At 61.7% G+C, this 21,279-nt stretch carries 18 protein-coding genes, 1 tRNA gene and 3 pseudogenes; 5 read left to right on the forward strand and 17 right to left on the reverse strand.

What is annotated here, in order from left to right; all coding sequences use genetic code 11:
• Window positions 1–26: 26 nt before the first annotated feature.
• The 3 genes from ACFQDL_RS03630 to ACFQDL_RS03640 all read right to left on the reverse strand — a co-directional run bounded on the left by ACFQDL_RS03630 (window position 27) and on the right by ACFQDL_RS03640 (window position 3,433).
• Window positions 27–860 (reverse strand): carbohydrate ABC transporter permease, encoded by an 834-nt coding sequence (locus ACFQDL_RS03630; protein ID WP_465263944.1) that lies wholly within the window; start codon window positions 858–860, stop codon window positions 27–29.
• A gap of 104 nt (window positions 861–964) precedes the next feature.
• Complete coding sequence (locus tag ACFQDL_RS03635) at window positions 965–1,771, reverse strand: carbohydrate ABC transporter permease (protein WP_379912849.1); 807 nt, start codon at window positions 1,769–1,771, stop codon at window positions 965–967.
• A gap of 345 nt (window positions 1,772–2,116) precedes the next feature.
• The gene (locus tag ACFQDL_RS03640; RefSeq protein WP_379907859.1) at window positions 2,117–3,433 is read right to left on the reverse strand and encodes an ABC transporter substrate-binding protein; all 1,317 of its coding nucleotides are present in this window, start codon (window positions 3,431–3,433) and stop codon (window positions 2,117–2,119) included.
• Between the two features lie 473 nt (window positions 3,434–3,906).
• Between ACFQDL_RS03640 and ACFQDL_RS03645 the strand changes: the two genes are divergently transcribed.
• A complete protein-coding gene (locus tag ACFQDL_RS03645) occupies window positions 3,907–4,815 on the forward strand; it encodes an AraC family transcriptional regulator (RefSeq protein WP_379907860.1) in 909 nt (302 codons plus the stop codon).
• Window positions 4,816–4,970: 155 nt separating this feature from the next.
• On the opposite strand, the gene ACFQDL_RS03650 is transcribed toward ACFQDL_RS03645, so the two are convergent.
• From ACFQDL_RS03650 to ACFQDL_RS03660, 3 genes and pseudogenes are all read right to left on the reverse strand, one after another.
• On the reverse strand, window positions 4,971–5,399 hold the full coding sequence (locus ACFQDL_RS03650) for a BLUF domain-containing protein (RefSeq protein ID WP_379907861.1): 429 nt from the start codon (window positions 5,397–5,399) through the stop codon (window positions 4,971–4,973).
• Between the two features lie 282 nt (window positions 5,400–5,681).
• On the reverse strand, window positions 5,682–7,031 hold the full coding sequence (locus tag ACFQDL_RS03655; RefSeq protein WP_379907862.1) for an aminotransferase: 1,350 nt from the start codon (window positions 7,029–7,031) through the stop codon (window positions 5,682–5,684).
• A gap of 26 nt (window positions 7,032–7,057) precedes the next feature.
• A pseudogene (locus tag ACFQDL_RS03660) lies at window positions 7,058–8,522 on the reverse strand (NAD-dependent succinate-semialdehyde dehydrogenase).
• 152 nt (window positions 8,523–8,674) lie between these two features.
• On the opposite strand from ACFQDL_RS03660, the gene ACFQDL_RS03665 reads away from it, so the two are divergent.
• A complete protein-coding gene (locus ACFQDL_RS03665; protein WP_379907863.1) occupies window positions 8,675–9,613 on the forward strand; it encodes a LysR family transcriptional regulator in 939 nt (312 codons plus the stop codon).
• A 102-nt stretch (window positions 9,614–9,715) separates the two neighbouring features.
• Here ACFQDL_RS03665 and ACFQDL_RS03670 read toward each other — a convergent pair.
• The 4 genes and pseudogenes from ACFQDL_RS03670 to ACFQDL_RS03685 all read right to left on the reverse strand — a co-directional run bounded on the left by ACFQDL_RS03670 (window position 9,716) and on the right by ACFQDL_RS03685 (window position 12,243).
• Window positions 9,716–10,344: pseudogene (locus ACFQDL_RS03670) on the reverse strand (hypothetical protein).
• Between the two features lie 104 nt (window positions 10,345–10,448).
• A pseudogene (locus ACFQDL_RS03675) lies at window positions 10,449–11,189 on the reverse strand (AAA family ATPase); the annotation flags it as partial.
• A gap of 56 nt (window positions 11,190–11,245) precedes the next feature.
• Window positions 11,246–11,653, reverse strand: a complete 408-nt coding sequence (locus tag ACFQDL_RS03680; protein WP_379907864.1) for an ATP-dependent metallopeptidase FtsH/Yme1/Tma family protein — start codon at window positions 11,651–11,653, stop codon at window positions 11,246–11,248.
• A gap of 281 nt (window positions 11,654–11,934) precedes the next feature.
• Window positions 11,935–12,243, reverse strand: a complete 309-nt coding sequence (locus tag ACFQDL_RS03685) for a hypothetical protein (protein WP_379907865.1) — start codon at window positions 12,241–12,243, stop codon at window positions 11,935–11,937.
• 328 nt (window positions 12,244–12,571) lie between these two features.
• On the opposite strand from ACFQDL_RS03685, the gene ACFQDL_RS03690 reads away from it, so the two are divergent.
• Window positions 12,572–12,775 carry a DUF6726 family protein gene (locus ACFQDL_RS03690; protein ID WP_379907866.1) on the forward strand — a complete coding sequence of 68 codons (204 nt, stop codon included), beginning with the start codon at window positions 12,572–12,574 and terminating at the stop codon, window positions 12,773–12,775.
• A gap of 1,084 nt (window positions 12,776–13,859) precedes the next feature.
• Here the strand turns inward: ACFQDL_RS03690 and ACFQDL_RS03695 are convergent.
• From ACFQDL_RS03695 to ACFQDL_RS03725, 7 genes are all read right to left on the reverse strand, one after another.
• A tRNA-Ser gene (locus ACFQDL_RS03695) sits at window positions 13,860–13,947 on the reverse strand.
• Window positions 13,948–14,312: 365 nt separating this feature from the next.
• The gene (gene ftsZ / locus ACFQDL_RS03700) at window positions 14,313–15,440 is read right to left on the reverse strand and encodes a cell division protein FtsZ (RefSeq protein WP_379907867.1); all 1,128 of its coding nucleotides are present in this window, start codon (window positions 15,438–15,440) and stop codon (window positions 14,313–14,315) included.
• Window positions 15,441–15,703: 263 nt separating this feature from the next.
• Complete coding sequence (gene ftsA / locus ACFQDL_RS03705) at window positions 15,704–16,960, reverse strand: cell division protein FtsA (protein WP_379907868.1); 1,257 nt, start codon at window positions 16,958–16,960, stop codon at window positions 15,704–15,706.
• A gap of 480 nt (window positions 16,961–17,440) precedes the next feature.
• Window positions 17,441–18,082 carry a gamma-glutamylcyclotransferase family protein gene (locus ACFQDL_RS03710; protein ID WP_379907869.1) on the reverse strand — a complete coding sequence of 214 codons (642 nt, stop codon included), beginning with the start codon at window positions 18,080–18,082 and terminating at the stop codon, window positions 17,441–17,443.
• The gene (rmuC, locus tag ACFQDL_RS03715; protein ID WP_379907870.1) at window positions 18,079–18,513 is read right to left on the reverse strand and encodes a DNA recombination protein RmuC; all 435 of its coding nucleotides are present in this window, start codon (window positions 18,511–18,513) and stop codon (window positions 18,079–18,081) included. The genes ACFQDL_RS03710 and rmuC overlap by 4 nt, the downstream gene beginning before the upstream one ends.
• Window positions 18,396–19,571 carry a DNA recombination protein RmuC gene (locus ACFQDL_RS03720; protein ID WP_379907871.1) on the reverse strand — a complete coding sequence of 392 codons (1,176 nt, stop codon included), beginning with the start codon at window positions 19,569–19,571 and terminating at the stop codon, window positions 18,396–18,398. The genes rmuC and ACFQDL_RS03720 overlap by 118 nt, the downstream gene beginning before the upstream one ends.
• Window positions 19,572–19,577: 6 nt before the next feature.
• Window positions 19,578–19,928 (reverse strand): hypothetical protein, encoded by a 351-nt coding sequence (locus tag ACFQDL_RS03725; RefSeq protein WP_379907872.1) that lies wholly within the window; start codon window positions 19,926–19,928, stop codon window positions 19,578–19,580.
• 156 nt (window positions 19,929–20,084) lie between these two features.
• Here ACFQDL_RS03725 and ACFQDL_RS03730 point away from each other — a divergent pair, with 156 nt between their 5' ends.
• Window positions 20,085–20,501 (forward strand): potassium channel family protein, encoded by a 417-nt coding sequence (locus ACFQDL_RS03730; protein ID WP_379907873.1) that lies wholly within the window; start codon window positions 20,085–20,087, stop codon window positions 20,499–20,501.
• 86 nt (window positions 20,502–20,587) lie between these two features.
• Entirely contained in the window at window positions 20,588–21,142 is a 555-nt protein-coding gene (locus ACFQDL_RS03735; protein ID WP_379907874.1) for a potassium channel family protein, read from the forward strand.
• Window positions 21,143–21,279 lie beyond the last annotated feature (137 nt).

The following is a 21,279-nucleotide window of genomic DNA, read 5'->3' on the forward strand; positions in this document are numbered from 1 at the left end:
AGATCAGCCATGGGGAAAACCTCTTGTTATTTGACGGCGCCAAAGGACAGACCGCGGACCAGCTGTTTCTGGCTCAGCCAGCCGAAGATCAGGATCGGTGCGCAGGCCAGGGTCGAGACGGCCGAGAGCTTGGCCCAGAACAGCCCTTCGGGGCTCGAATAGGACGCCACCATCGCGGTCAGCGGCGCGGCGGCGGAGGCGGTCAGGTTCAGCGACCAGAAGGCCTCGTTCCAGCTCAGGATCAGGGACAGCAGCACCGTCGAGGCCAGGCCGCCCTTGCTGATCGGCAGCAGCACCCGCACGATCTCCTGCCCGGGGGTGGCGCCGTCGAGGCGCGCGGCTTCGAGGATGTCCTTGGGAATTTCCTTGAAGTAGGTGTATACCATCCACACCATGATCGGCAGGTTGATCAGGGTGTAGATGATGACGAGGCCGGTCTTGGTGTCGAGCAGGCCCGCATCCTTGAACAGCAGGTAGATCGGCACCAGTACGCCGACCGGCGGCAGCATCTTGGTCGACAGCATCCACAGCAGCGTCGACTTGGTGCGCCTGGTTTCGAAGAAGGCCATCGAATAGGCCGCCGGTACCGCCAGCAGCATCCCGGCCAGGGTCGAACCGAAGGATACGACCACCGAGTTCCAGGCGAAGTGGAAATAGTCGCTGCGCGCGTCGATATGGATGTAGTTCTCCAGTGTCGGCGTGAAGAACAGCTGCGGCGGCGTCGCGAAGGCGTCGATCTCGGTCTTGAAGCTGGTCAGCACCATCCAGAAGATCGGGAAGAAGATCGTCAGCGCCACCAGCCAGGCCAGGCCGCCGAGCAGCACCGTCTGCAGACGACGGCTTTGTTTCAGGGTCAACATGATCCGTCTCCTACGCTTTCTCGGTGAGCGTCTTGGTTATAAGAGCGCCGATCATCCGGAGCAGGATGGTCTGTGATGCGCGATAGTGAGTCATGTCCATGCTCCTAGGCCTTTTCGGTGAGATTCTTGCCGATCATCCGGATCAGGATGAAGGCCGCTATGTTGGCGATCACCACCGCCACCAGACCGCCGGCACTCGCCATGCCGACATCGAACTGCAGCAGCGCCTGGCTGTAGATCAGGTAGGCCAGGTTGGTGGTCTCGTAGCCCGGACCGCCGCCGGTGGTGGTGAAGATCTCGGCGAAGATCGACAACAGGAAGATGGTCTCGATCATCACCACTACCGCGATCGGTCGTGCCAGGTGCGGCAGGGTGATGTGCCAGAAGATGGCGATCGGGCCGGCGCCGTCGAGACGGGCGGCATCCTTCTGCTCCTGGTCGAGGGACTGCATCGCCGTCATCAGCAGCAGCACCGCGAAGGGCACCCACTGCCAGGACACGATCAGGATGATCGCCTGCAGCGGATACTCGGCGAACCAGTCCACCGGCGTGGCGCCGAAGAAGCGCCAGACGGCGGCGAAGACCCCGGATACCGGGTGCAGCAGCAGGTTCTTCCACACCAGGGCGCTGACCGTCGGCATGATGAAGAACGGCGAGATCAGCAGCACCCGGGCGATCCCCCGGCCCCAGAAAGGCGTATCGACCAGCACCGCGATCAGCACCCCGGCGACGACGCTGATCAGCAGCACCGCGCCGACCAGCCAGAGGGTATTGAAGGCGCCGTGGACGAAGCCTTCGTCGGTGAGGAAGTAGTAGAAGTTTTCGAAGCCGACGAATTCGTTGTCACCCGGATAGAGCAGGTTGTAGCGAATCAGCGAGAAATAGACCGTCATCGCCAGCGGCACGGCCATCCAGATCAGCAGCACCAGTACCGACGGCGATACGGTAAACAGACCGACCCGGCTCTGGCGCCGCTTTTCGGCCTTGACGGTCTGGGGTCCGGTGTCCGGCTCAGCCGTCACCCCGGCTTGCAGACTTGAGATACTCATAGGAAATGCTCTTGTTAGGGTCTTGCTAAAGGGGCCGGAACCGCCGTCCCGGCCGGAGGAACCGCATCAGCAGAAAATTGCTCCTGCATTTTCTGCATACATGGCGGGGCGGCCTTCCGCCATCCATGGCCTTAAAAATTGCTCCTGCATCTCAGGAACGCCGGACCGCTGCCCACATGGCGGGGCGGCCTTCCGCCATCCATGGCCTTAGTTGTAGTAGCGGGCGCGCTTCATCTCACGCTCGGTGATCGACTGGGCGCTCTTCATTGCCTGGTCGACCGACATCTGACCGGCAAGGGCGCCGGAGACCAGCTTGCCGACCTGGGTCGCAATCGACTGAAACTCGGGGATCTGTGCCAGCTGGATACCGGTATAGGGCGCAGGCTTCAGAGTGGCATCGGTCGGATCCGCCTTGTTCAGGGACTCGAGCGTTTTCTGCGCGAAGGGCGCCGCGCTCATGTACGCCTCATTGGCATAGGTCGACTGGCGGGTACCCGGCGGAACCGCCGCAACGCCGGACGTTTCGGCGACCAGCTCGCCATACTGCTTGGAGGTCGCCCAGGTCACGAACTCGGTCGCGGCGTCCTTGGCATCGGAGCTGGCCGGAATCGCCAGCGCCCAGGACCAGAGCCAGCCGGCGCCTTTCTCGGTCACCTGCTTCGGCGCCAGCGCGAAACCGACCTGTTCCGGCACCTTGCTCTGGCTCGCATCGGTGACGAAGGAGCCGGCCACGGTGGCATCGACCCACATCGCGCACTTGCCTGAGTTGAACAGTGCCAGGTTTTCATTGAAGCCGTTGGAGGACGCTCCGGGCGGGCCGTAGTTACCGAGCAGATCGACATAGAACTCGATGGCACTGGTCCAGGCCTCGCCGGTAAACTCCGGCTTCCAGCCCTCGTCGAACCAGCGGGCACCGAAGGCATTGGCGACCGTGGTCACCAGCGCCATGTTCTCGCCCCAGCCGGCCTTGCCGCGCAGGCAGATGCCGTACTGTTCCTGATCCGGCTTGTGCAGCGCCTTGGCAAAATCGCGCATCTGCTCCCAGGTCGGCTGCTCCGGCATCGCCAGGCCGGCCTGCTCGAACAGGTCCTTTCGGTAATAGGTCATCGAGCTTTCGGCATAGAACGGCAGCGCATAGAGCGTGCCGTCGACCGAGAGGCCATCGCGTACCGACGGGAATATATCGTCGACATCGTAATCGGCCGGCAGGCTTTCCAGCGGCATCAGCCAGTCGCGCGCGCCCCAGATGCCGGTCTCGTAAAGGCCGATGGTCATGACGTCGAACTGACCACCCTTGGTGGCGATATCGGTGGTCAGGCGCTGACGCAGCACGTTCTCCTCCAGCACGACCCAGTCCAGTTTGATATCGGGATGGGACTTTTCGAACGCGCCCGACAACTCCTGCATGCGGATCATATCGCCGTTGTTGACGGTACCGATGGTGACCGTGGTTTCGGCGCTCGCCGGTAACGCCATCATGGCTATCGAAGAGGCAACAAGGGTAGGAATCAGTCGCTTTTTCATTTATTAACACTCCATCGCTGACAAAGGTCAGCCTGTTGTTATCGTTTTTGTCTACCCTGCCGAGTGACCCTGACGGGCACCGGGGGAGCTAGGGTGTCTTCATTACACTGCCCTGCGGGTTTTGAAACAAATGCAATATCGACTCAAAACCTGTACTTTTTTGCACTCGCCGAGATCAAAGCAAGAACCAGACGGGCAGCCAAACGAAATACAATCCATTTAAATTCAAATACTTGACACAAAAAGTCACGTCTGCAGCAGCTTTGAAAGTGTACAACCCGAACGAGTTGGGCTAGGGTAGGAAAAAGCTGGAAAGCGACCGGTACGTCGAGGGGCTTTGCCATCGCTACCGTTGCCGCGGTGGCCAGAGGCTCGCCGTGGCACAGGAGCCGGAGAACAGGGCGGTTCGCCATTGCAGAAGTTCGTTACACCTTTACTTGATAGTCCAACCAGCCGGTATTGCAACCCGCGCCATGAACAACCGTCTCAGGCCACAGGCCGATCCCGCCTACGAACTGATCGACCCGCAGGCACACAGCTCGATTCTCTACCGCCAGCACGGCTTCCCCCACCCGCTGGTGCGCTGGCACTATCACAAGGAATACGAACTGCACCTGATCACCCACAGCAGCGGCAAGGTGTTCGTCGGCGACTACATCGGCAACTTCTACCCCGGCAACCTGATTCTCACCGGTCCCAACCTGCCCCATAACTGGATCAGCCAGGCCGGTCCCGGCGAGAGCTTTGCGCAACGGGACAGGGTCGTGACCTTTACCGACGAGCTGCTGCAGTCCGCACGCCAGGTGTTTCCGGAGATCACCGCCCTCGACGACCTGCTGCAGCGTGCCCGCGTCGGCATCGAGTTCCGGGGGCGGGAGACGATCGCACAGGCACGTGAGCTGATGCGGGAGATCGCCGAATCGGACGGGTTGCGGCGCCTGGGCGCCTTCCTCCGCATCATGGACCTGCTCGCGGAAGCACGGGACTATCAGTTGCTGTCGAGCGGTCAGTACCTCACGGTCAGCGGCGACAAGCAGCAGCAGCGCGTCAACCTGGCGGTCAACTATATTTTCGACCATTACAGCGGCGAGCTCAGCCTCGAGGAGGTCGCCGAGCATCTGGGCATGCAACCGACCTATTTCTCGAAGTTCTTCCGCCAGGCCACGGGCCGGCGCTTCATCGAATTCGTCAACAGCCTGCGCGTCACCCGCGCCTGCGACCTGCTGGCCCACAGCGACCTGCCGGTGACCGATATCTGCTTCGAGGTCGGTTTCACCAACATCTCCAACTTCAATCGCCGTTTCCAGGCCCTGAAGGAGATGACCCCGTCCGATTACCGCAGGCTGGCGTCCGTGGCGAACGAGAACGACCGGACCGATTAGCGGGGTGTTGAAAAGCGTTATCGAGGCAGCCGAGGCGTGTGGACCGCCACCCGGGCAAAAACAGGCGAAAAAGCGGAATTTAGCGGACTAAATGAGCATTCTGAGCCTGTTTTTAACGATGCATTCGGCAAGGTAGATAGATTTTCAACAGCCTGTCAGGAATGCCAACGGCCATCGCGAAAAGCGGCCAGCAGCTTCTTCACCCGCCCCTCCTCGAGCTGTAGAAAGGAGGACCCTTCACTGAAAAAATCATTGAGCCCAGGTATGCGCGCCAGTTCGGCGGCCGTGACCTTTGGATACCCCATGCTCCAGTGCGAAAAGTCCCGCTGCACAATCGGCTCGACGACGATCTTGGTCAGCCGGCGATGCCGGTCATCGAGCTCGATTTTGCTGTATAACGCCTCGACTTTCGCCCGCTCACCCTCGAGTATCTGAAAGAAAGATCCCTTGTGGAACAGTAACATGCCGGTAATTCCGAGCTCAGCATTGTTACGGCGACTAATGTTCAGCAGCGACTCGAGCTCAGTTTCACCCATGGCCGGATTGTTAGCTGCACTGCTGTATACACAACGTATCAACTCCATCTGCTCCCTCGACAGAAATAGCTTCGCGAAAATCTTCTCCGGAATATCCGTCTGGTGTCATATGATAGAGAATTTTGTATTTTTTTCATAATTACACTTTTTATCGCAACAGATCGGTCTTCTGACATGCGATACGGCCGCCCAAAAAGCGAAAAAACCGCCGACCCAAGGGCCGGCGGTGAAAGGTGATCGGGATGCAACTCCGATCGATGGGAGGCGGTATGGAGCCAACCGCCAAGTGCAGAAGTGCAGAAGTGCAGAAGTGCAGAAGTGCTGTGAAACTCAGGCCACCCGTTTTTCGCGGCTGACGAAGTCCTGGGTGTCGGCCAGGGCCTTGCCGAATTTCTCGATCATCTCGTCGATCTGGGCCTCGGTGATGATCAACGGCGGGCAGAATGCCAGGCTGCTGCCAGCCACCGCGCGCAGAATCAGACCGTGCCGCTCGCAGGCGCGCTGGGCGAAGGCGCCGACACTGCCGTCGACGAAGGCCTTGCCGGTTGCCTTGTCGGCCACCAGCTCGACGGCACCGATCAGGCCGCGACCGCGCACTTCGCCGACCAGCGGATGGTCGCGGAATTCGGCCAGGCGGCGCTGCAGGTAGTCGCCCATTTTCGCCGCGCGCTCGAAGATGTTATCGCGCTGGTAGATCTCCATCACCTTCAGCGCCACCGCGCAGGCCACCGGATGGCCCGAGTAGGTGTAGCCGTGGCCGAAGACCCCGAGCTTGTTACTCGGCTCGATCATCGCCTCGTACAGGTCGCCGCGGATCACCGAGGCGCTGATCGGCATGTAGGCGGACGAGAGCTGCTTGGCCAGGGTCATCAGCGCCGGGCTCTCGATGCCCACGGTGGTGCTGCCGAAATCGTGGCCGGTGCGTCCGAAGCCGGTGATCACCTCGTCGGCCCAGAACAGGATGTCGTACTTGTTCAGGATCGCCTGCACCTTCTCGTAATAGCCGGCCGGCGGTACGATCACGCCGCTGGCGCCGGTGATCGGCTCGGCGATGAAGGCGGCGATGGTCTCGGGAGCTTCACGCAGGATCAGCTGCTCCAGGTTGTTCGTGATGCGTTCGACGAACTGCGCCTCGCTCTCGCCCGGCAGCGCGCCGCGGTAGTAGTGCGGCGCATCGGTGCGCAGGATGCCCAGCGCCTCGACCGGCAGGTCGAAGTTGGTCTGGTTGACCGGCAGCCCGGTCAGCGAGGCGGCGGCCACGGTGACGCCGTGATAGGAGCGCTCGCGGGCGATGATCTTGCGCTTCTGCGGCTTGCCGATGGCGGCGAAGTAGTAGTGCAGCAGCTTGATATGGGTGTCGTTGGCATCGCTGCCGGAGTTGCCGAAGAACACCTTGGCGTTCTCGACCGGCACCATCTCGCGCAGACGTTCCGCCAGTTCCTGGCCCACCCTGTGGGTCTTGCCGCCGAACATGTGCGAATAGGCCAGTTTGCCCATCTGCTCGGACGCGGTGTCGATCAGCTCTCTGTTGCCGTAGCCGAGCGAGGTGCACCAGAGACCGGCCAGGCCTTCGAGGTACTGCTTGCCGTTGCTGTCGTAGACGTAGACGCCTTCACCACGGTCGATGGTCAGCTGTTCGGTCGCCGTAAAGTTGGTCGTCGGATAGATGATGTTGCTCATGACTTGACTCCTCGTTGCGCCCGCGATCAGCGGTCCAGGCCGCCCATGCAGATGTATTTGATTTCAAGATAGTCGTCGAGGCCGTATTTCGAACCCTCACGGCCCTGGCCGGATTCCTTCATGCCGCCGAACGGCGTGACATCCGATCCCAGCGCGATCTCGTTGACGCCGACCATGCCGAATTCGAGCCCTTCGCTGACGCGCCAGACGCGGCCGATATCGCGGCTGAAGCAGTACGCCGCCAGGCCGAACTCCGTATCGTTGGCCATGCGGATCGCCTCGGCCTCGTCGCTGAAGCGGAAGATCGGCGCCACCGGGCCGAAGATCTCCTCACGGGCGATGCGCATTTCGCCGGTCACCCCGGTGATCACGGTCGGTTGAAAGAAGCACTCGCCCTGGGCATCGACCTGGCCACCGGTGGTGACGGTGGCGCCCTTCTGCACCGCATCGTCGACCAGCGCCTGGACGCCGCTGACCGCCCTGGCGGTGATCAGCGGGCCATGGGTGCTGTGCTCGTCCAGGCCGTTGCCGAGGCGGAAGCCCCGGACCTTCTCGGAGAACTTCTCGACGAAGGCATCGTAGATACCGTCCTGCACCAGGATGCGGTTGGCGCAGATGCAGGTTTGGCCGGAGTTGCGATACTTGGCCGCCAGGGCGCCGGTCACCGCCAGATCCAGATCGGCGTCGTCGAACACCAGTACCGGGGCGTTGCCGCCGAGCTCCATCGAGGTGCGCTTGACGGTTTCGGCGCTCTGCTTCATCAGCAGTTTGCCTACCGGGGTGGAGCCGGTGAAGGTCAGCTTGCGCACGGTCGGGTTCGAGGTCAGCTCGCCGCCGATGGCACGGGAATCCCTGCCGACCACGACGCTGAACAGGCCCGCCGGCACGCCGGCGCGATCGGCCAGCTCCGCCAGCGCCAGCGCCGACAGCGGCGTCTCGGCCGCCGGCTTGAGCACGATGGCGCAGCCCACCGCCAGTGCCGGCGCCACCTTGCGGGTGATCATGGCATTGGGGAAATTCCAGGGGTAATGGCACCGACCACACCGACCGGCTGCTTGATGACGATGGCGCGACGGTCCGCCTGGGCGCCGGAATGACGTCACCGTAGACCCGCTTGGCCTCCTCGGCGAACCACTCGACGAAGGAGGCGCCGTAGGCCACTTCGCCGCGGGACTCGGCCAGTACCTTGCCCTGCTCCAGGGTCATCAGCACGGCCAGATCCTCCTGATGGGCGATGATCAGGTCGTACCAGCGGCGCAGAACCGCCGAACGCTCCTTCGCCGGACGGGCTTTCCAGTCCTGCATCGCGGCCTCGGCCGCTTCGATGGCGCGACGGGTCTCGATGGCACCGACACTGGCGACCTCGGCAAGCGTCTCGCCGGTCGCTGGGTTGGTAACGTCAAGGGTCTCGCCGCTGTCGGCATCGACCCACTGACCGTTGATATAGGCCCGGGTCTTCAGCAGACCGCTATCTCGCAGCTGGATGCTCATGCTCTGTTTGCCTCCGCATGGGTTGTTCGGGCCCCGGCATAAACCGGGGTCAGCGTATGGGTTACAGTTATACAAAGCCGAACCATTGCCTTATATAATGACTTTTATGACTTTACTTTTATAAATACAAAAGTAAGCGCGGGGTGATATCGATGGGCAAGCGCAAGACCGCCATCGGCGGGCAACTGGCCGACATGGATTTGAGGTTACTGCGGATCTTCAAGGCCGTGGCCGACAGTGGCGGCTTTACCGCCGCCGAAGTGGAACTGAACCTGGCGAACTCGACCATCAGCAACTACATCGCCGACCTGGAGAAGCGTCTCGACATGCGCCTGTGCGAACGTGGCCGCGGCGGCTTCGACCTCACCGAACAGGGCCGGGTCGTCTACGAGGCGACCCAGGAGCTGCTGTCAGCCATCGACCAGTTCCGCAACCGGGTCAACCTGTCCCACGACCGCATCCTCGGTCATCTGCACCTGGGCTGTGCCGAACACATGCTGGGACTGCCCCGTGCCTTCATCGTCGGGGCACTCGGGCACTTCGCCGAAAAAGCACCGGACGTGCGCCTGCGCATTTCGACGATGGCGTCGGATGATGTACTGCCGGCCGTGCTCGATGGCCGGATCCAGATCGGCATCACGGTGCTGCACGGCGAGATGTCGAACCTGAAAAGCCTGAAACTCTACGACGAGGAGATGTCGCTCTACTGCGGCCCGGGCCATCCGCTGCACGGCCGGCACGACGACGACATCCGCTTCGACGAACTGCAGCAGTACAACTTCGCCGAGTCGCCGCGCCTGCAACCGGGGCGTGAACTGCACCCGGCGATGGCGGGCTGGAACAAGCAGGTCTCGGCCCACCACCAGGAGGCCCGCGCCACCCTGATCCTGACCGGGCACTATCTGGGATTTCTGCCCCGCCATCTGGTGAAGAACTGGGGCTGGGGTGATGCCCTGCAGCCGGTGCTGCAGGACAGCCTCAGCTACAGCAACACCTTCTGCGCCGTTTTCAAGCCCCAGGCGGAACGCAATCTCGTGGTGGACACCTTTGTCGGCTGCCTGCGCGAAGCCCTGGAACGGGAAGCCAGATAGCTACGGTGCCGTCGCACCCGGTGTTTCAGCAGCGTAGCCTGGAATGAGTGGAACGATTTCCGGGTCGATGTCGGAATTCGTCCTGCGGGGCATGATTCCAGTCTATGAGTCTTCGTTTCGGCCGGCGGGTCTTGCATCGCCGGTATCCCGCTGCTGCTCGAGAATCGCCCGGATCTCGTCGCCCTCCAGCGTTTCCTTCTCCAGCAGCGCCTTCGCCAGCGCTTCCAGCTGGGGCCTGTGTTGCTCCAGCAACTGTACGACCTCGTCCTCCAGTTGCCTGACCAACCGGCTGACCTCCTCGTCGATCACCTCGGCGGTGTGCTCGCTGAAATCGCGCTGCTGCGCCATTTCGCGGCCGAGGAAGATATGCTCCTCACCGCGGCGGAATGCCACCGGACCGATCTTGTCGCTCATGCCCCAGTGGCTGACCATATGCCGCGCCAGGCTTGTCGCCTGTTTCAGGTCCTCCTCGGCGCCGGTACTGACCTCGCCGAAAATCAGCTTTTCCGAGGCACGCCCGCCGAGCATCACACCGATGCGATCGCGCAAATAGCTCTGGCGCAGGTTGTGACGCTCCTCCTCGGGTATCTGCTCGGTCACGCCCAGCGCCCGGCCACGGGGATAATCGTGACCTTGTCCAGCGGGTCGGTATGGGGCAGGAAGCTGGCCACGATCGCATGCCCCGATTCGTGGTAAGCCACCAGCTCCTTCTCCTCGTCACTGAGCGCCATCTCGCGCAGCCCCCGAGCACCACCTTGTCGCGGGCATTGAGCATCGCGGCCATATCCACCTGGTCGACGCCCTGACGCCCGCTGAGAAGGGCGGCTTCGTTGACCAGGTTTTCCAGGTCCGCACCGGAAAAGCCGACCGTCAGCGCGGCCAGACGCTCCAGGTCGACATCCTTCGCCAGCGGCACCTCGCGCGAATGAATTTTGAGGATCGCCAGCCGGGCCGGCCTGTCCGGCAGATCCAGGGTCACCTTGCGGTCGAAGCGGCCGGGCCGCATCAGCGCAGCATCCAGCACATCGGGCCTGTTGGTCGCCGCCAGCACCACCACCGTCTCGTGGGGGTCGAAACCGTCCATCTCATTGAGGATCTGGTTCAGGGTCTGCTCGCGTTCGTCGTGACCGCCGCCGAGGCCCGTGCCCCGCGCGCGCCCGACCGAGTCGATCTCGTCGATGAAAATGATCGCCGGCGACTCCTTCTTGGCGCTCTCGAACATGTCCCGCACCCGGGAGGCCCCTACGCCGACGAACATCTCGATGAACTCGGAGCCACTGATACTGAAGAAAGGCACATTAGCCTCGCCGGCCACCGCCCTGGCCAGCAACGTCTTGCCGGTGCCGGGCGGCCCCATCAACAGGATGCCGCGGGGAATCTTGGCACCGAGTTTGCGGTAATGCTCGGGATCGCTCAGGTAGCCGCTGATTTCGCGCAGATCCTTCTTGGCGTTCTCGAGCCCGGCGACATCGTCGAAGGTGATCTTCGACTGCCCCTTCTCGAAGCGCTTGGCGCGGGACTTGGCAAAACCGAACAGGCCTCCGGCACCACCGCCGCCCATCATGCGCTCCTGCATCTTGACGCTGGCCCACCAGAAGAGCCCGATCAGCAGCAGCCAGGGCAACACACCAATCAGCAGCCGCGCCCACCAGCTTCCTCCGCGGAACGGGCCTTGACCTCGACCTCGTGCTGTTCCAACAGCGGCATCAGATCGGGATCGTCCACCGGCGGCAGCGTTGTGACAAAGCGGTTGCGCGCCGGCTGCCCCTCGGCAGGCGCGGCGCCCTCGACAAGACTGTGCAGTTGGCCGGTAATGCGTTCGCCCTGCATGGTTACGCTGACCACCTCGTTGGCCCGTACGCGTTCCTTGAACTGGGTGTAGGACAGTTCCTGCTGCTGACTCTCGGTAACACCGAGCCAGTAGTAGGTGAACAGCATCACGGCCAGGAACCAGGCGATCATGCGCAGCCCCGACATTTGCGGGGGCGGTGCGCCGCCGCTGCCGCCGCCGGAGGGTCTGTCTTGCGGATCTTGTGCCATGGAAAGCTCTCGCTGCCGTGCTTGGGAGTTTATCCATGCAGTGTAGTTGATCCCCATCCCGCCCCTGCAGGACGGCACGGCGTTCAGCGAGGTGAAGGAAAGGAGGTGCAATCAGGTCAACGAAGACGGCTAGGGTTCAGCGCTGGATGACTTCCCGCCACTGGGTCATCATGGCGCCCTGGGTGCCGGCGTCGTCCCCGGTACTGGCGCAGTTCTCGTCCAGCTGCCACATCGCCCTGGCGGATTTGGTCAGCAACTCACGCGCCTGCGGTTCGAAAGTATCAGTTGCCCTTCTCTTCGTGCAGACTCGCGGCTCGCTCAATATGCGACGTCAGCTCGAGCATCTGCCGATAACAAGCATCGCGCTCGTCGGCCTGAGTCTGCGACGCTTCATTGCTGTAGAAACGGCGGGCCTGCGCGCTGATGCGACCAGCCTTGTCGGCGGAATAGAGGCAGAAGCGGGTCAGCTCTTTTGCAGCCTGCTCGATATCGCTCAACGCGCGATAATTTGCACGTGCGGCCTGGTTCTGCAGCAGGGTCTGTTTGAGGTCCAACGCAATGGACTTGACTCGCGACGATACTTTCAACATTTAGGTGTATCCAATTAGAGACAATTGAACATAAAGCCAAGACTACTCCATCCGGATCCCGCGTTCAATTACGACTTTCATAATTGCCGATTTTGGCATCCACACCGTTCAGGCGAGCCCTTCGGTGCCACTACCGGTCGAACCCGGCCCGGTTCCGGCCATTCGTGGTACGGGGCATTCGGCAAAAAAACCGCATAAAAGTCTGGCGACCTGATCGAAAACCAGTATCCTTCCGGCGACATCAAGCCCCAGGGAACAGGCCGGCAATGCCCGCGCTGCCTGCCATCGTGCAGTGGCCGTTGCCCATGGACAAATGGAGACCCTCTCGATGCGCTTCAAGGCCATTCCCGTGCTCAAACTGACGATCATCCTGTCGCTGCTTCCGCTGCTGAGCGGCTGCGTCCTGACCAAGGTCGTCACGGTCCCGATGCGGATCGGCGGCGCGGTGATCTCGGTGGTACCAGGTATCGGCAACGATGTGGATGCGGTGATCGATACCGCCGCCGACACGATCGACCTGGTGCCGATCTGAGATTGCCGGCAGCGCCGTAGTAGAGGTCGACGTAGCCTGGAATGAGTGCAGTGAATTGCGCTATTGGTACCTATTCCGGAATCCGCGCCGAGTCATGGCTGACCTTTTCGCAGACAGGTCGAGCGCCGAACGGGCAAGAACAATTCGAATCCGACGACAGTGCAGCACCTTCAGAAAGGGACCTCGGGCCCCTGCCAGCCGGAAGATATCGGGCGGGCGCGGGCGAGTGCCGCCTCGGCGCTGCCCCACCCTTCGCAGCGCGCCTTGCCGGGACGCCGACGCCACTTGTTGAGCAAGTCCTTGCAGCGGGCGTAGAAGCGAAAAAGGCCAGGACTCGCCGGCGTTGCCCTATCGTCAGCGGCTCGACGGAACAGATCAGCTTGTCGTCGTACATAAACCGCTCGGATAACCCCACGGCGCCGCGCGCCGGCACCCTGACCCGATGCCACAACGGCAACCGTGGTCCCAATACCACCGCATCCAGCAGATCCCCTTCGCCACCGATAAAGGCCGGCACACAGCCATAGTTGAACGGGCACGGAAATGGCGAAATAAAATCGACATGGCCGTTGCAGCCACGCTTCAAAAAGCTGCCCTTGGGGATTTCGATCAGGACCTCAACCTCGGGGCACGGATCCTGCTGCATCGTAGTTACGCACATAACCACAGCATAGCTTCAGATCACAGATCACTGGCCAAGCAAATCACAACAATTGAAAAAACGATGGTTCCGAGTACAGGAACCGCCAGATCCTCATCCAAGATAAACCACCAGCTGGCTGGTAGCACCGGACCCGATATAATTCATCGCCCGCCATCACAGCCTCTTCACGCCTGGATGGGCATCTACACCGGGCGCAAGTCGAACCTTTTCCCGGATTCAAACCTTCTCTCACATCCAAAACAAAAGGGCTCCGCTGTCGAGCAGAGTGCCGATCGAACACGGTGAAGCGGTCGGGATGGCCGTCGCGCCGCGACGGCTTGCTCCCGCTAGTCGCAGATAGCCCCCTTATCGGGCACGAACACTTCCCACGCCCAAAACAAAAAGCCCCGCTCGTTCGAGCAGGGCTTTTTGTTTTGAATATGGCGGTGAGGGAGGGATTCGAACCCTCGATACCTTGCGGTATACACACTTTCCAGGCGTGCTCCTTCGGCCACTCGGACACCTCACCAAATTGTAGTGCACTGCGCTTATCTGCGGTCTTTGCGACCTCTTTGCTTCAGTGCCGCTCAACGTTGCACATCGTTGAGGCCGCGTAATTTAATAGATAACTTTATGAATTGCAAACTTTTTACCGAAAAAATTTGCCGATTTCGTGTTCTCCTGCACAGACGCTTTGCGGGCGTTTCCAAGTCGGTGTTTCGGCCGGTCGAAATGAGCGTCGCAGCGGGCGTTCACGTGCCACGAAAAAAGGCCGCCCCTGCGGGGCAGCCTGAAATACCTGAAAGGATGCAGCGCTTTGTCGGTGTCAGTCGGCCTGTCGACGCAGGAATGCCGGAATATCCAGGAAGTCCATGTCGTCGGTGCCGGTGCGCTTCATCGTCTGCTGCTCCGGGGTTTCCCCTCCTGCGTCCGGGCTGCACGCTCTTCGTTGCGGTTGCGCAGCACGGTCGGCAGTTCCAGCTGGCTGTAGTCGGTGGTCGGGCGGGATGCCGAGCGGCCGGCCGTGGTCGTACCGCCGTTGGCCACACGGACCTCCTGCTGCTGGGCCTGGCCGAGACCGGTGGCGACGACGGTCACCTTGATCTCTTCGCTCATCTCCGGGTCGATGACGGTTCCGACCACGATGGTGGCGTTCTCGGAAGCATACTGCTCGACGATAGCGCCGACCTCGGAGAATTCACCCAGGCTCAGGTCGAGTCCGGCCGTGATGTTGACCAGCACGCCGCGGGCACCCTTCAGATCGACGTCTTCCAACAGCGGACTGTTGATCGCCGCCTCGGTCGCTTCCAGGGCGCGACCTTCGCCGCGGGCCTGGCCGGTGCCCATCATCGCCATGCCCATTTCCGACATCACGGTGCGCACGTCGGCGAAGTCGACGTTGATCATGCCCGGACGGATAATCAGGTCGGCAATGCCCTGCACCGCCCCCTTGAGCACATCGTTGGCGGCGTTGAAAGCATTGAGCAGGCTGCAGTTCTTGCCCAGGACCGGCAGCAGCTTCTCGTTCGGAATGATGATCAGGGAGTCGACATGGTCCTTGAGCTCCCGGATCCCCTCTTCGGCGATCTTCAGCCGCTTGCGGCCTTCGAACGGGAACGGGCGTGTCACCACGGCCACCGTGAGAATACCCAGTTCGCGGGCTACCTCGGCGACGATCGGCGCCGCGCCGGTGCCGGTGCCGCCGCCCATGCCGGCGGTGATGAAGACCATATCGGCACCGCTCACCATCTGGGCGATGCGCTCGCGATCTTCCAGTGCCGCCTGACGACCCACGTCGGGGTTGGCGCCGGCGCCGAGTCCCTTGGTCAGCTCGCCGCCGAGCTGTATCACGCTGCGTGCCGCCAGCCCGGACAGAGCCTGGGCATCGGTGTTGGCACAGATGAAATCGACGCCTTCAACATCGGTGGAGACCATGTGCTGCACGGCATTGCCGCCGCCGCCGCCCACGCCTATCACCTTGATGACGGCACTCTGCGGAATGCTATCAACCAGTTCGAACATTTCCTTTCCCCTCCAGGTGCTGCGCCGGCTTCTGGGTCCGGTCGGCAGCGCTTGATTTTGCTTTTGTTAACAACACTTGGATTGCAGGCAATTCCCATTGCCACTTATTAACCTGGCTGACAACCAGGTTCCCTACCTGGTTGTCAATCACACCACAAAAGCTGGCGCAGGTGCGCGGACATGCTGGCGTTTGTGGCGTTCGCATTGGCCTGCGGCCAATGATGAAGCATCCCTGCTTCATGTATTAACCCGCCGGGTTAATATCAATAATTGCCCTGAAACCAGGACTTCATCCGTTCCAGAATACCGGGGCCACCCGGCGCTTCGGCGACCGCTGCCTCGGCCCGCATACTCCCCTCGGCGCCATAGCCGCCATCGAGGTTCTGATGGGCGTGGATCAGCAGTCCCAGCCCCGTCGCGTAGATCGGATCGCGCAGAATATCCTCCATGCCATGGACACCCTCCGGGCACGCCAGCCGGACCGGTATGTGGAAAATCTCCTCGGCCAGCTCGACCGCCCCTTCCATCTTGGCGGTACCGCCTGTCAGCACGATACCGGCGGCCACCATGTCCTCGAAACCGGAGCGGCGCAGCTGCGCCTGCACCAGCGTGAACAGCTCGTCGTAGCGAGGCTCGACCACCTCGGCCAGCGCCTGGCGCGAAAGACTGCGTGGCGGCCGTTCCCCGACACTCGGTACCTTGATGGTCTCGTCGGCGCGGGCCAGCTGCGCCAGGGCGCAGGCATACTTGACCTTGAGTTCCTCGGCATTCTGGGTCGGGGTGCGCAGCGCCATGGCGATATCGCTGGTCACCTGGTCGCCGGCGACCGGAATCGAACAGGTATAGCGGATGGCGCCGCCGATGAAGACAGCGATGTCGGTGGTGCCGCCGCCGATATCCACCAGGCAGACGCCCAGCTCCTTTTCGTCGTCGGTCAGCACCGAATAGCTGGAGGCAAGCTGCTGCAGCACGATGGCGTCGACACCCAGACCGCAGCGGCGGATGCATTTGTCGATGTTCTGCACCGCGTTGATCGAGCCGGTGACCAGGTGCACCTTTGCTTCGAGGCGTACACCGGACATGCCGAGCGGCTCCTTGATGCCCTCCTGGCTGTCAATCAGGTATTCCTGCGGCAGGATATGAATGATCTTCTGGTCGGCAGGTATCGCTACGGCCCGGGCGGCATCGATCACCCGGTCGAGGTCCTGCTCGGTGACTTCGCGCTCCCGTACCGCGACGATGCCATGCGAATTCAGGCTGCTGATATGGCTGCCGGCGATGCCGACCGAGACGGAATGCACCTTGCAGCCGGCCATCAGTTCAGCTTCCTCGACGGCACGCTGAATCGAGTTGACGGTGGCCTCGATATTGACGACGACGCCCCGTTTCAGCCCCTGGGACGGATGCGAGCCTATACCGACCAGTTCAATACGGCCACTGGGACCGGCCTCTCCAATCAGGCACACGACCTTGGAGGTTCCGATATCGAGTCCGACGATCATATTGTTTTCGGTCAGCATTTTGCCGTCATCCAAAAAAGAATGGGTCAGTTCTTAAGAACCCCCGGCGCTTTTGGCGTTTCCTGCGCTCTACCCGGAAACGTCAGCAACTTGCGCGCCAACTTGTATCGCTCTTTTGCCAACAACCGTTATAGCAGGCCCTCGCTGAAAATGTACAAAAAAACAACAGCTGCTGTCATCTTTTTATCGGCAAACTTTTGCCTTTATTTAGCGAAATTCTTTGCCTTTCAGGCGGATAGCTATTGCCGCCCTGTCAAAACTTGCCGCTCTGCCGGGTATTTAGCCGTAAAATCCACAATCTTTTTCTAAAGAAAAAATCAAGATCAAACGCTGATATTTTCATCATCAATCAATATTTAATATTGATTATTAGCCAAAAAATCAAGATTGATTCCTGATAAATCATGAAATTTATCAGGACCGGATAATGATTTCATACAGACAGGTTACCGGTGATATAACAATCAATACCGGCTGTTTTCAGCCTCTGCGGCCATAGCCGTAATCGATGATCTCGCTCTGCCAGTCCAGAGGCGGCTGGCATCGCTCCAGATAGTGGCGCAGGCGGGTCCTGCCGTCCGCCAGGAAGCTGCTGTCGAGAAAGTTGTCGAGCACTTCCGGGCCCTGGGAAGCGGCCGCCTGGAGACAAAAACGCAGGTAGCGTGGAAACGGCAATATGTCATCGCGCCAGAGCCGCCCCGGGTAATACTGGCCGACCCGGCGCTGATACTCGGCCTCGGTAATGCATTTGTTGAGGCGGTATTCCTCGTCGCTGTAGCGCGTGCAGATCCGCCCCGGGCGGATGCTGCCGTCGGCTTCGCGGGCCTCGACCTCGATCCAGCGAAAACGATGTTCGCGCTCGTACAACGCCTCGAAATCGGCTTCCGGGCAATCGAATGCCGAACAGATGATCTCGCACCCCGGCGCCGGCTCCGTCGAGCAGGAGGCGATCTCGAGACTGGCCGGATCCGCCCGATGACGGCTGAAAAACACCACCCCGACCTTGTTGAAGATGCGGCGATAACCCGGTACCCGCACCAGGCGGAAACGCTCGAGTCCCGGTACCGTTTCCCGGGCGGAGCCTTCCGACAGCAGCGAGCCGTAACCGAAAACCCTGATCATTCCTCGTTCTCCATCAACTGTTCGGGCGCCCCGTCCCCATCCGCGCCGAATCCCGCCGGCAGGCTTTTCTTGCCAACGGCGCCGAGGCGGTGCAGCGCGGCGGCCTGGCTGACCAGGCTGCCGCGGCCGCTGCTCAGGCGCTTGTGGGCGGTATCCCAGGCCTGGCGGCTGCGCTCCAGATGGCGGCCGATCTCGTCGACAGACTCGACGAAGCCGACGAACTTGTCGATCAGCTCGCCGCCGCGCCGGGCGATCTCCTGGGCATTGCGGTTCTGGTATTCGTTGCGCCAGATATGGTTGATGGTGCGCAGCGTCACCAGCAGGGTGGTCGGGCTGACCAGAATGATATTGCGCTCATAGGCGAAGCGCACCAGTTCCGGATCCTGCTCCAGCGCCAGCAGAAAGGCCCCCTCGATGGGGATGAACTGCAACACGAAATCGAGGCTGCGCACCCCTCGAGGCGTTCGTAGGCCTTGTCGCCGAGCCCCCGCACGTGACCGCGCAGCGACTGCAGATGGTCGCGCAGCAGCCGCGCCCGCTCGCCGTCGTCCTCGCTGGAGCAGTACTGCTCGTAGGCGGTCAGGGACACCTTGGCATCGATAATCACGTCCTTGTTATCCGGCAGGCGCACGATCACGTCCGGCTGATAGCGCCGGCTGCCGTCGTTGATCGACACCTGCAGCTCGAACTCGTGGCCGGCGCGCAGGCCCGAGGACTCCAGCACCCGGGCCAGTACCACCTCGCCCCAGTTGCCCTGGGTCTTGCTTTCGCCCTTGAGCGCCCGGGTCAGGTTGATGGCATCCTGGCTCATCTGCTGATTGAGCTGCTTGAGCTGATGGATCTGCTCGTGCAGCGCGCGCCTGTCCTTCGCCTCGCGGTCGTAGACATCTTCGACGCGCCGCTTGAACTCGCCGAGCTGCTCGCGCAGCGGCGTCAGCAGCTGGCCGATGCTGTCGCGGTTGCCGGCGCTGAAACGGGCCGACTTCTCGTCGAAAATCCGGTTGGCAAGATTCTGGAATTCGGTCTTGAGCTGGTCCCGCGCCTCGGTCAGCAGACGCAGTTTCTCGTCCTGGGCCTGGCGTTCCGCCTCGGTGCGGCTTTCCAGCTCGATGAACTGCTCGTTGCGCCGGCTCAGCAGTTGCTGCACCGAATCGAGTGAACGCTCGAGGTCGGCGTTCTCCTCCTCCAGCCGTTCGAGCTGGTGCACCCGCTCGATCAGCTGGGCACGGGCCAGCTCCAGCTGTCGCGCCTCGCGATCACGCTGTTCGTAACGCTGTTGCAGCTGTTCCTGCTGTCGCCGCCCCTGGCTGCACTGCTCCTCCAGCTGCTCCTGCTGCTGCCCGAGCAGAGCCAGTTGCTGTGCCAGCGCCTGCTGCTGCTCAAGGTCCGCAGCACGGCGCCGGGAACTCCAGAGCAGGGTCATCAGGGTCGCAAGCAGGGCGCCGGTCAGCAGTCCCGCCGCCAGACTCGGGGGATCCAGAGAAGCCATCGCCCGTTACCAGTAAAGATAGAGCGCGACGATGGAGGCCAGCACCAGCGGCAACATCACGAAGAGGGTACGGACATGACCCAGAACGCGCTGCAGCAACGCCAGATGCAGGACAGGGAAGGTCAGGAACAGGCACAGCAACGGAATCCACCACTCCAGCAGGCGAAAGCCGTAGGCCATGGCACCGACCAGGGTCAGGGCTGCCAGATTGCCGATCATTACCACCGTAACCTGACCGTTGCGGGTCTGGGCAAAGGCCGGTCGCTCGGTGTCCGGCAGCTTGTTGATGGCACCGGCACTCAATGCAGCGGACATCGAAACGAAACCGGTAAGCAGAAAAAGTACGAGGGGATCCAATTGAAACGCTCCTGTCAGTCATCCTTGGCCCGCATTGTACGGGAATTGCCCGGCCTCCCCCAGCCTTTCGCACCACTGCTTCTTTGCCCGCTTTTGCACCCGCCGCACGCCACTGCTAACATCCTGCCACTGTTCAATTCAGAAGGCCGGAAACGGATGCCGCTGCTAAGACGCCTGCGCAAACTCGTCTACCACCATTTCAAGGAAATGAAATGGCAGGCATTGCTGCTGCTGTTGCTGGGCTATGTACTGATCAACTGGCTGGTTCTGAGCCGGCTCGGCGAACAGGACCTGACTGGCAGCGACTACTTCTACTGGCTGCTGGTCACCGCCTCGACCGTCGGCTACGGCGATCTGTCGCCGGAGACCGCCGGCGGCAAACTCTACACCGCCTTCGTCGTGATCCCCTTCGGCCTCGGACTCTTTGCCGTGACCGTCGGCAAGATCGCCGCCTTCAGCGCCTACCAATGGAGAAAAGGGCTTATGGGCTTGAAAGCTCTTAACCTGAGCGACCATATCCTGGTCATCGGCTGGGATCCCGTGCGCACCCTCAGCTGCTGCGTCTGCTGCTGATCGAAGCCGAGCAGCACCGCGGCCGCACGCTCTGTCTGTGCGTCAGCGACGAGATCGAAAACCCGCTGCCCGGCGAGATCGAGTTCGTGCGGGTCTCGGCCTACAACGATGCCGGCGAGATGGCCCGCGCCTGCATCGACCGGGCCTCCAGCATCATTATCGACTGCGCCCGCGACGACAGCACCCTGGCCGCGGCACTCTACAGCCACAGCTGCAATCCAAAAGCCCACACCATCGCCTATTTCCGCGACGAATCCCTCGCCCGGCTGCTGAAGCACCACTGTCCGAATATCGAGTGCACGCCGTCGGTGGCGGTCGAGCTGATGGTCAAGGCCGCGATGGACCCCGGCTCCAGCGCCCTGCACCACCAGTTGCTCAGTGCCGCCCAGGGCATGACCCAGTATTCGATCCGCTACCCCGAGTCGCTGCCGCCGGTGACCATCCGCAGCCTGTTCGGCCCGCTCAAGGAGCTGTACCAGGCCACCCTGATCGCGGTCGATGTCGAGGCCGACGGCCAGCCCGAGGTCAATCCGCAGCTGGACCTCGAAATCCATACAGGCTCCCTGATCTACTACATCGCGCCGCAGCGCATCCGGGAATTCGACTGGGCGACGCTCACGACCGATGTCGCTCAATCATGACGTAGGGCGGAATGAGGGCACCGAATTTCGCCGTTGTTCGACAAATCCGCGGTGGAATTCGCAGGCTCATTCCACCCTACGCAGACAATTGCGACGGCGACGACCCGCAAGTGGAAAAATGCTATAGTGGCGCCCCT

The sequence above is a fragment of the Marinobacterium aestuariivivens genome, from assembly GCF_042661465.1.
Taxonomy (GTDB): Bacteria; Pseudomonadota; Gammaproteobacteria; order Pseudomonadales; family Balneatricaceae; genus Marinobacterium_A; species Marinobacterium_A aestuariivivens.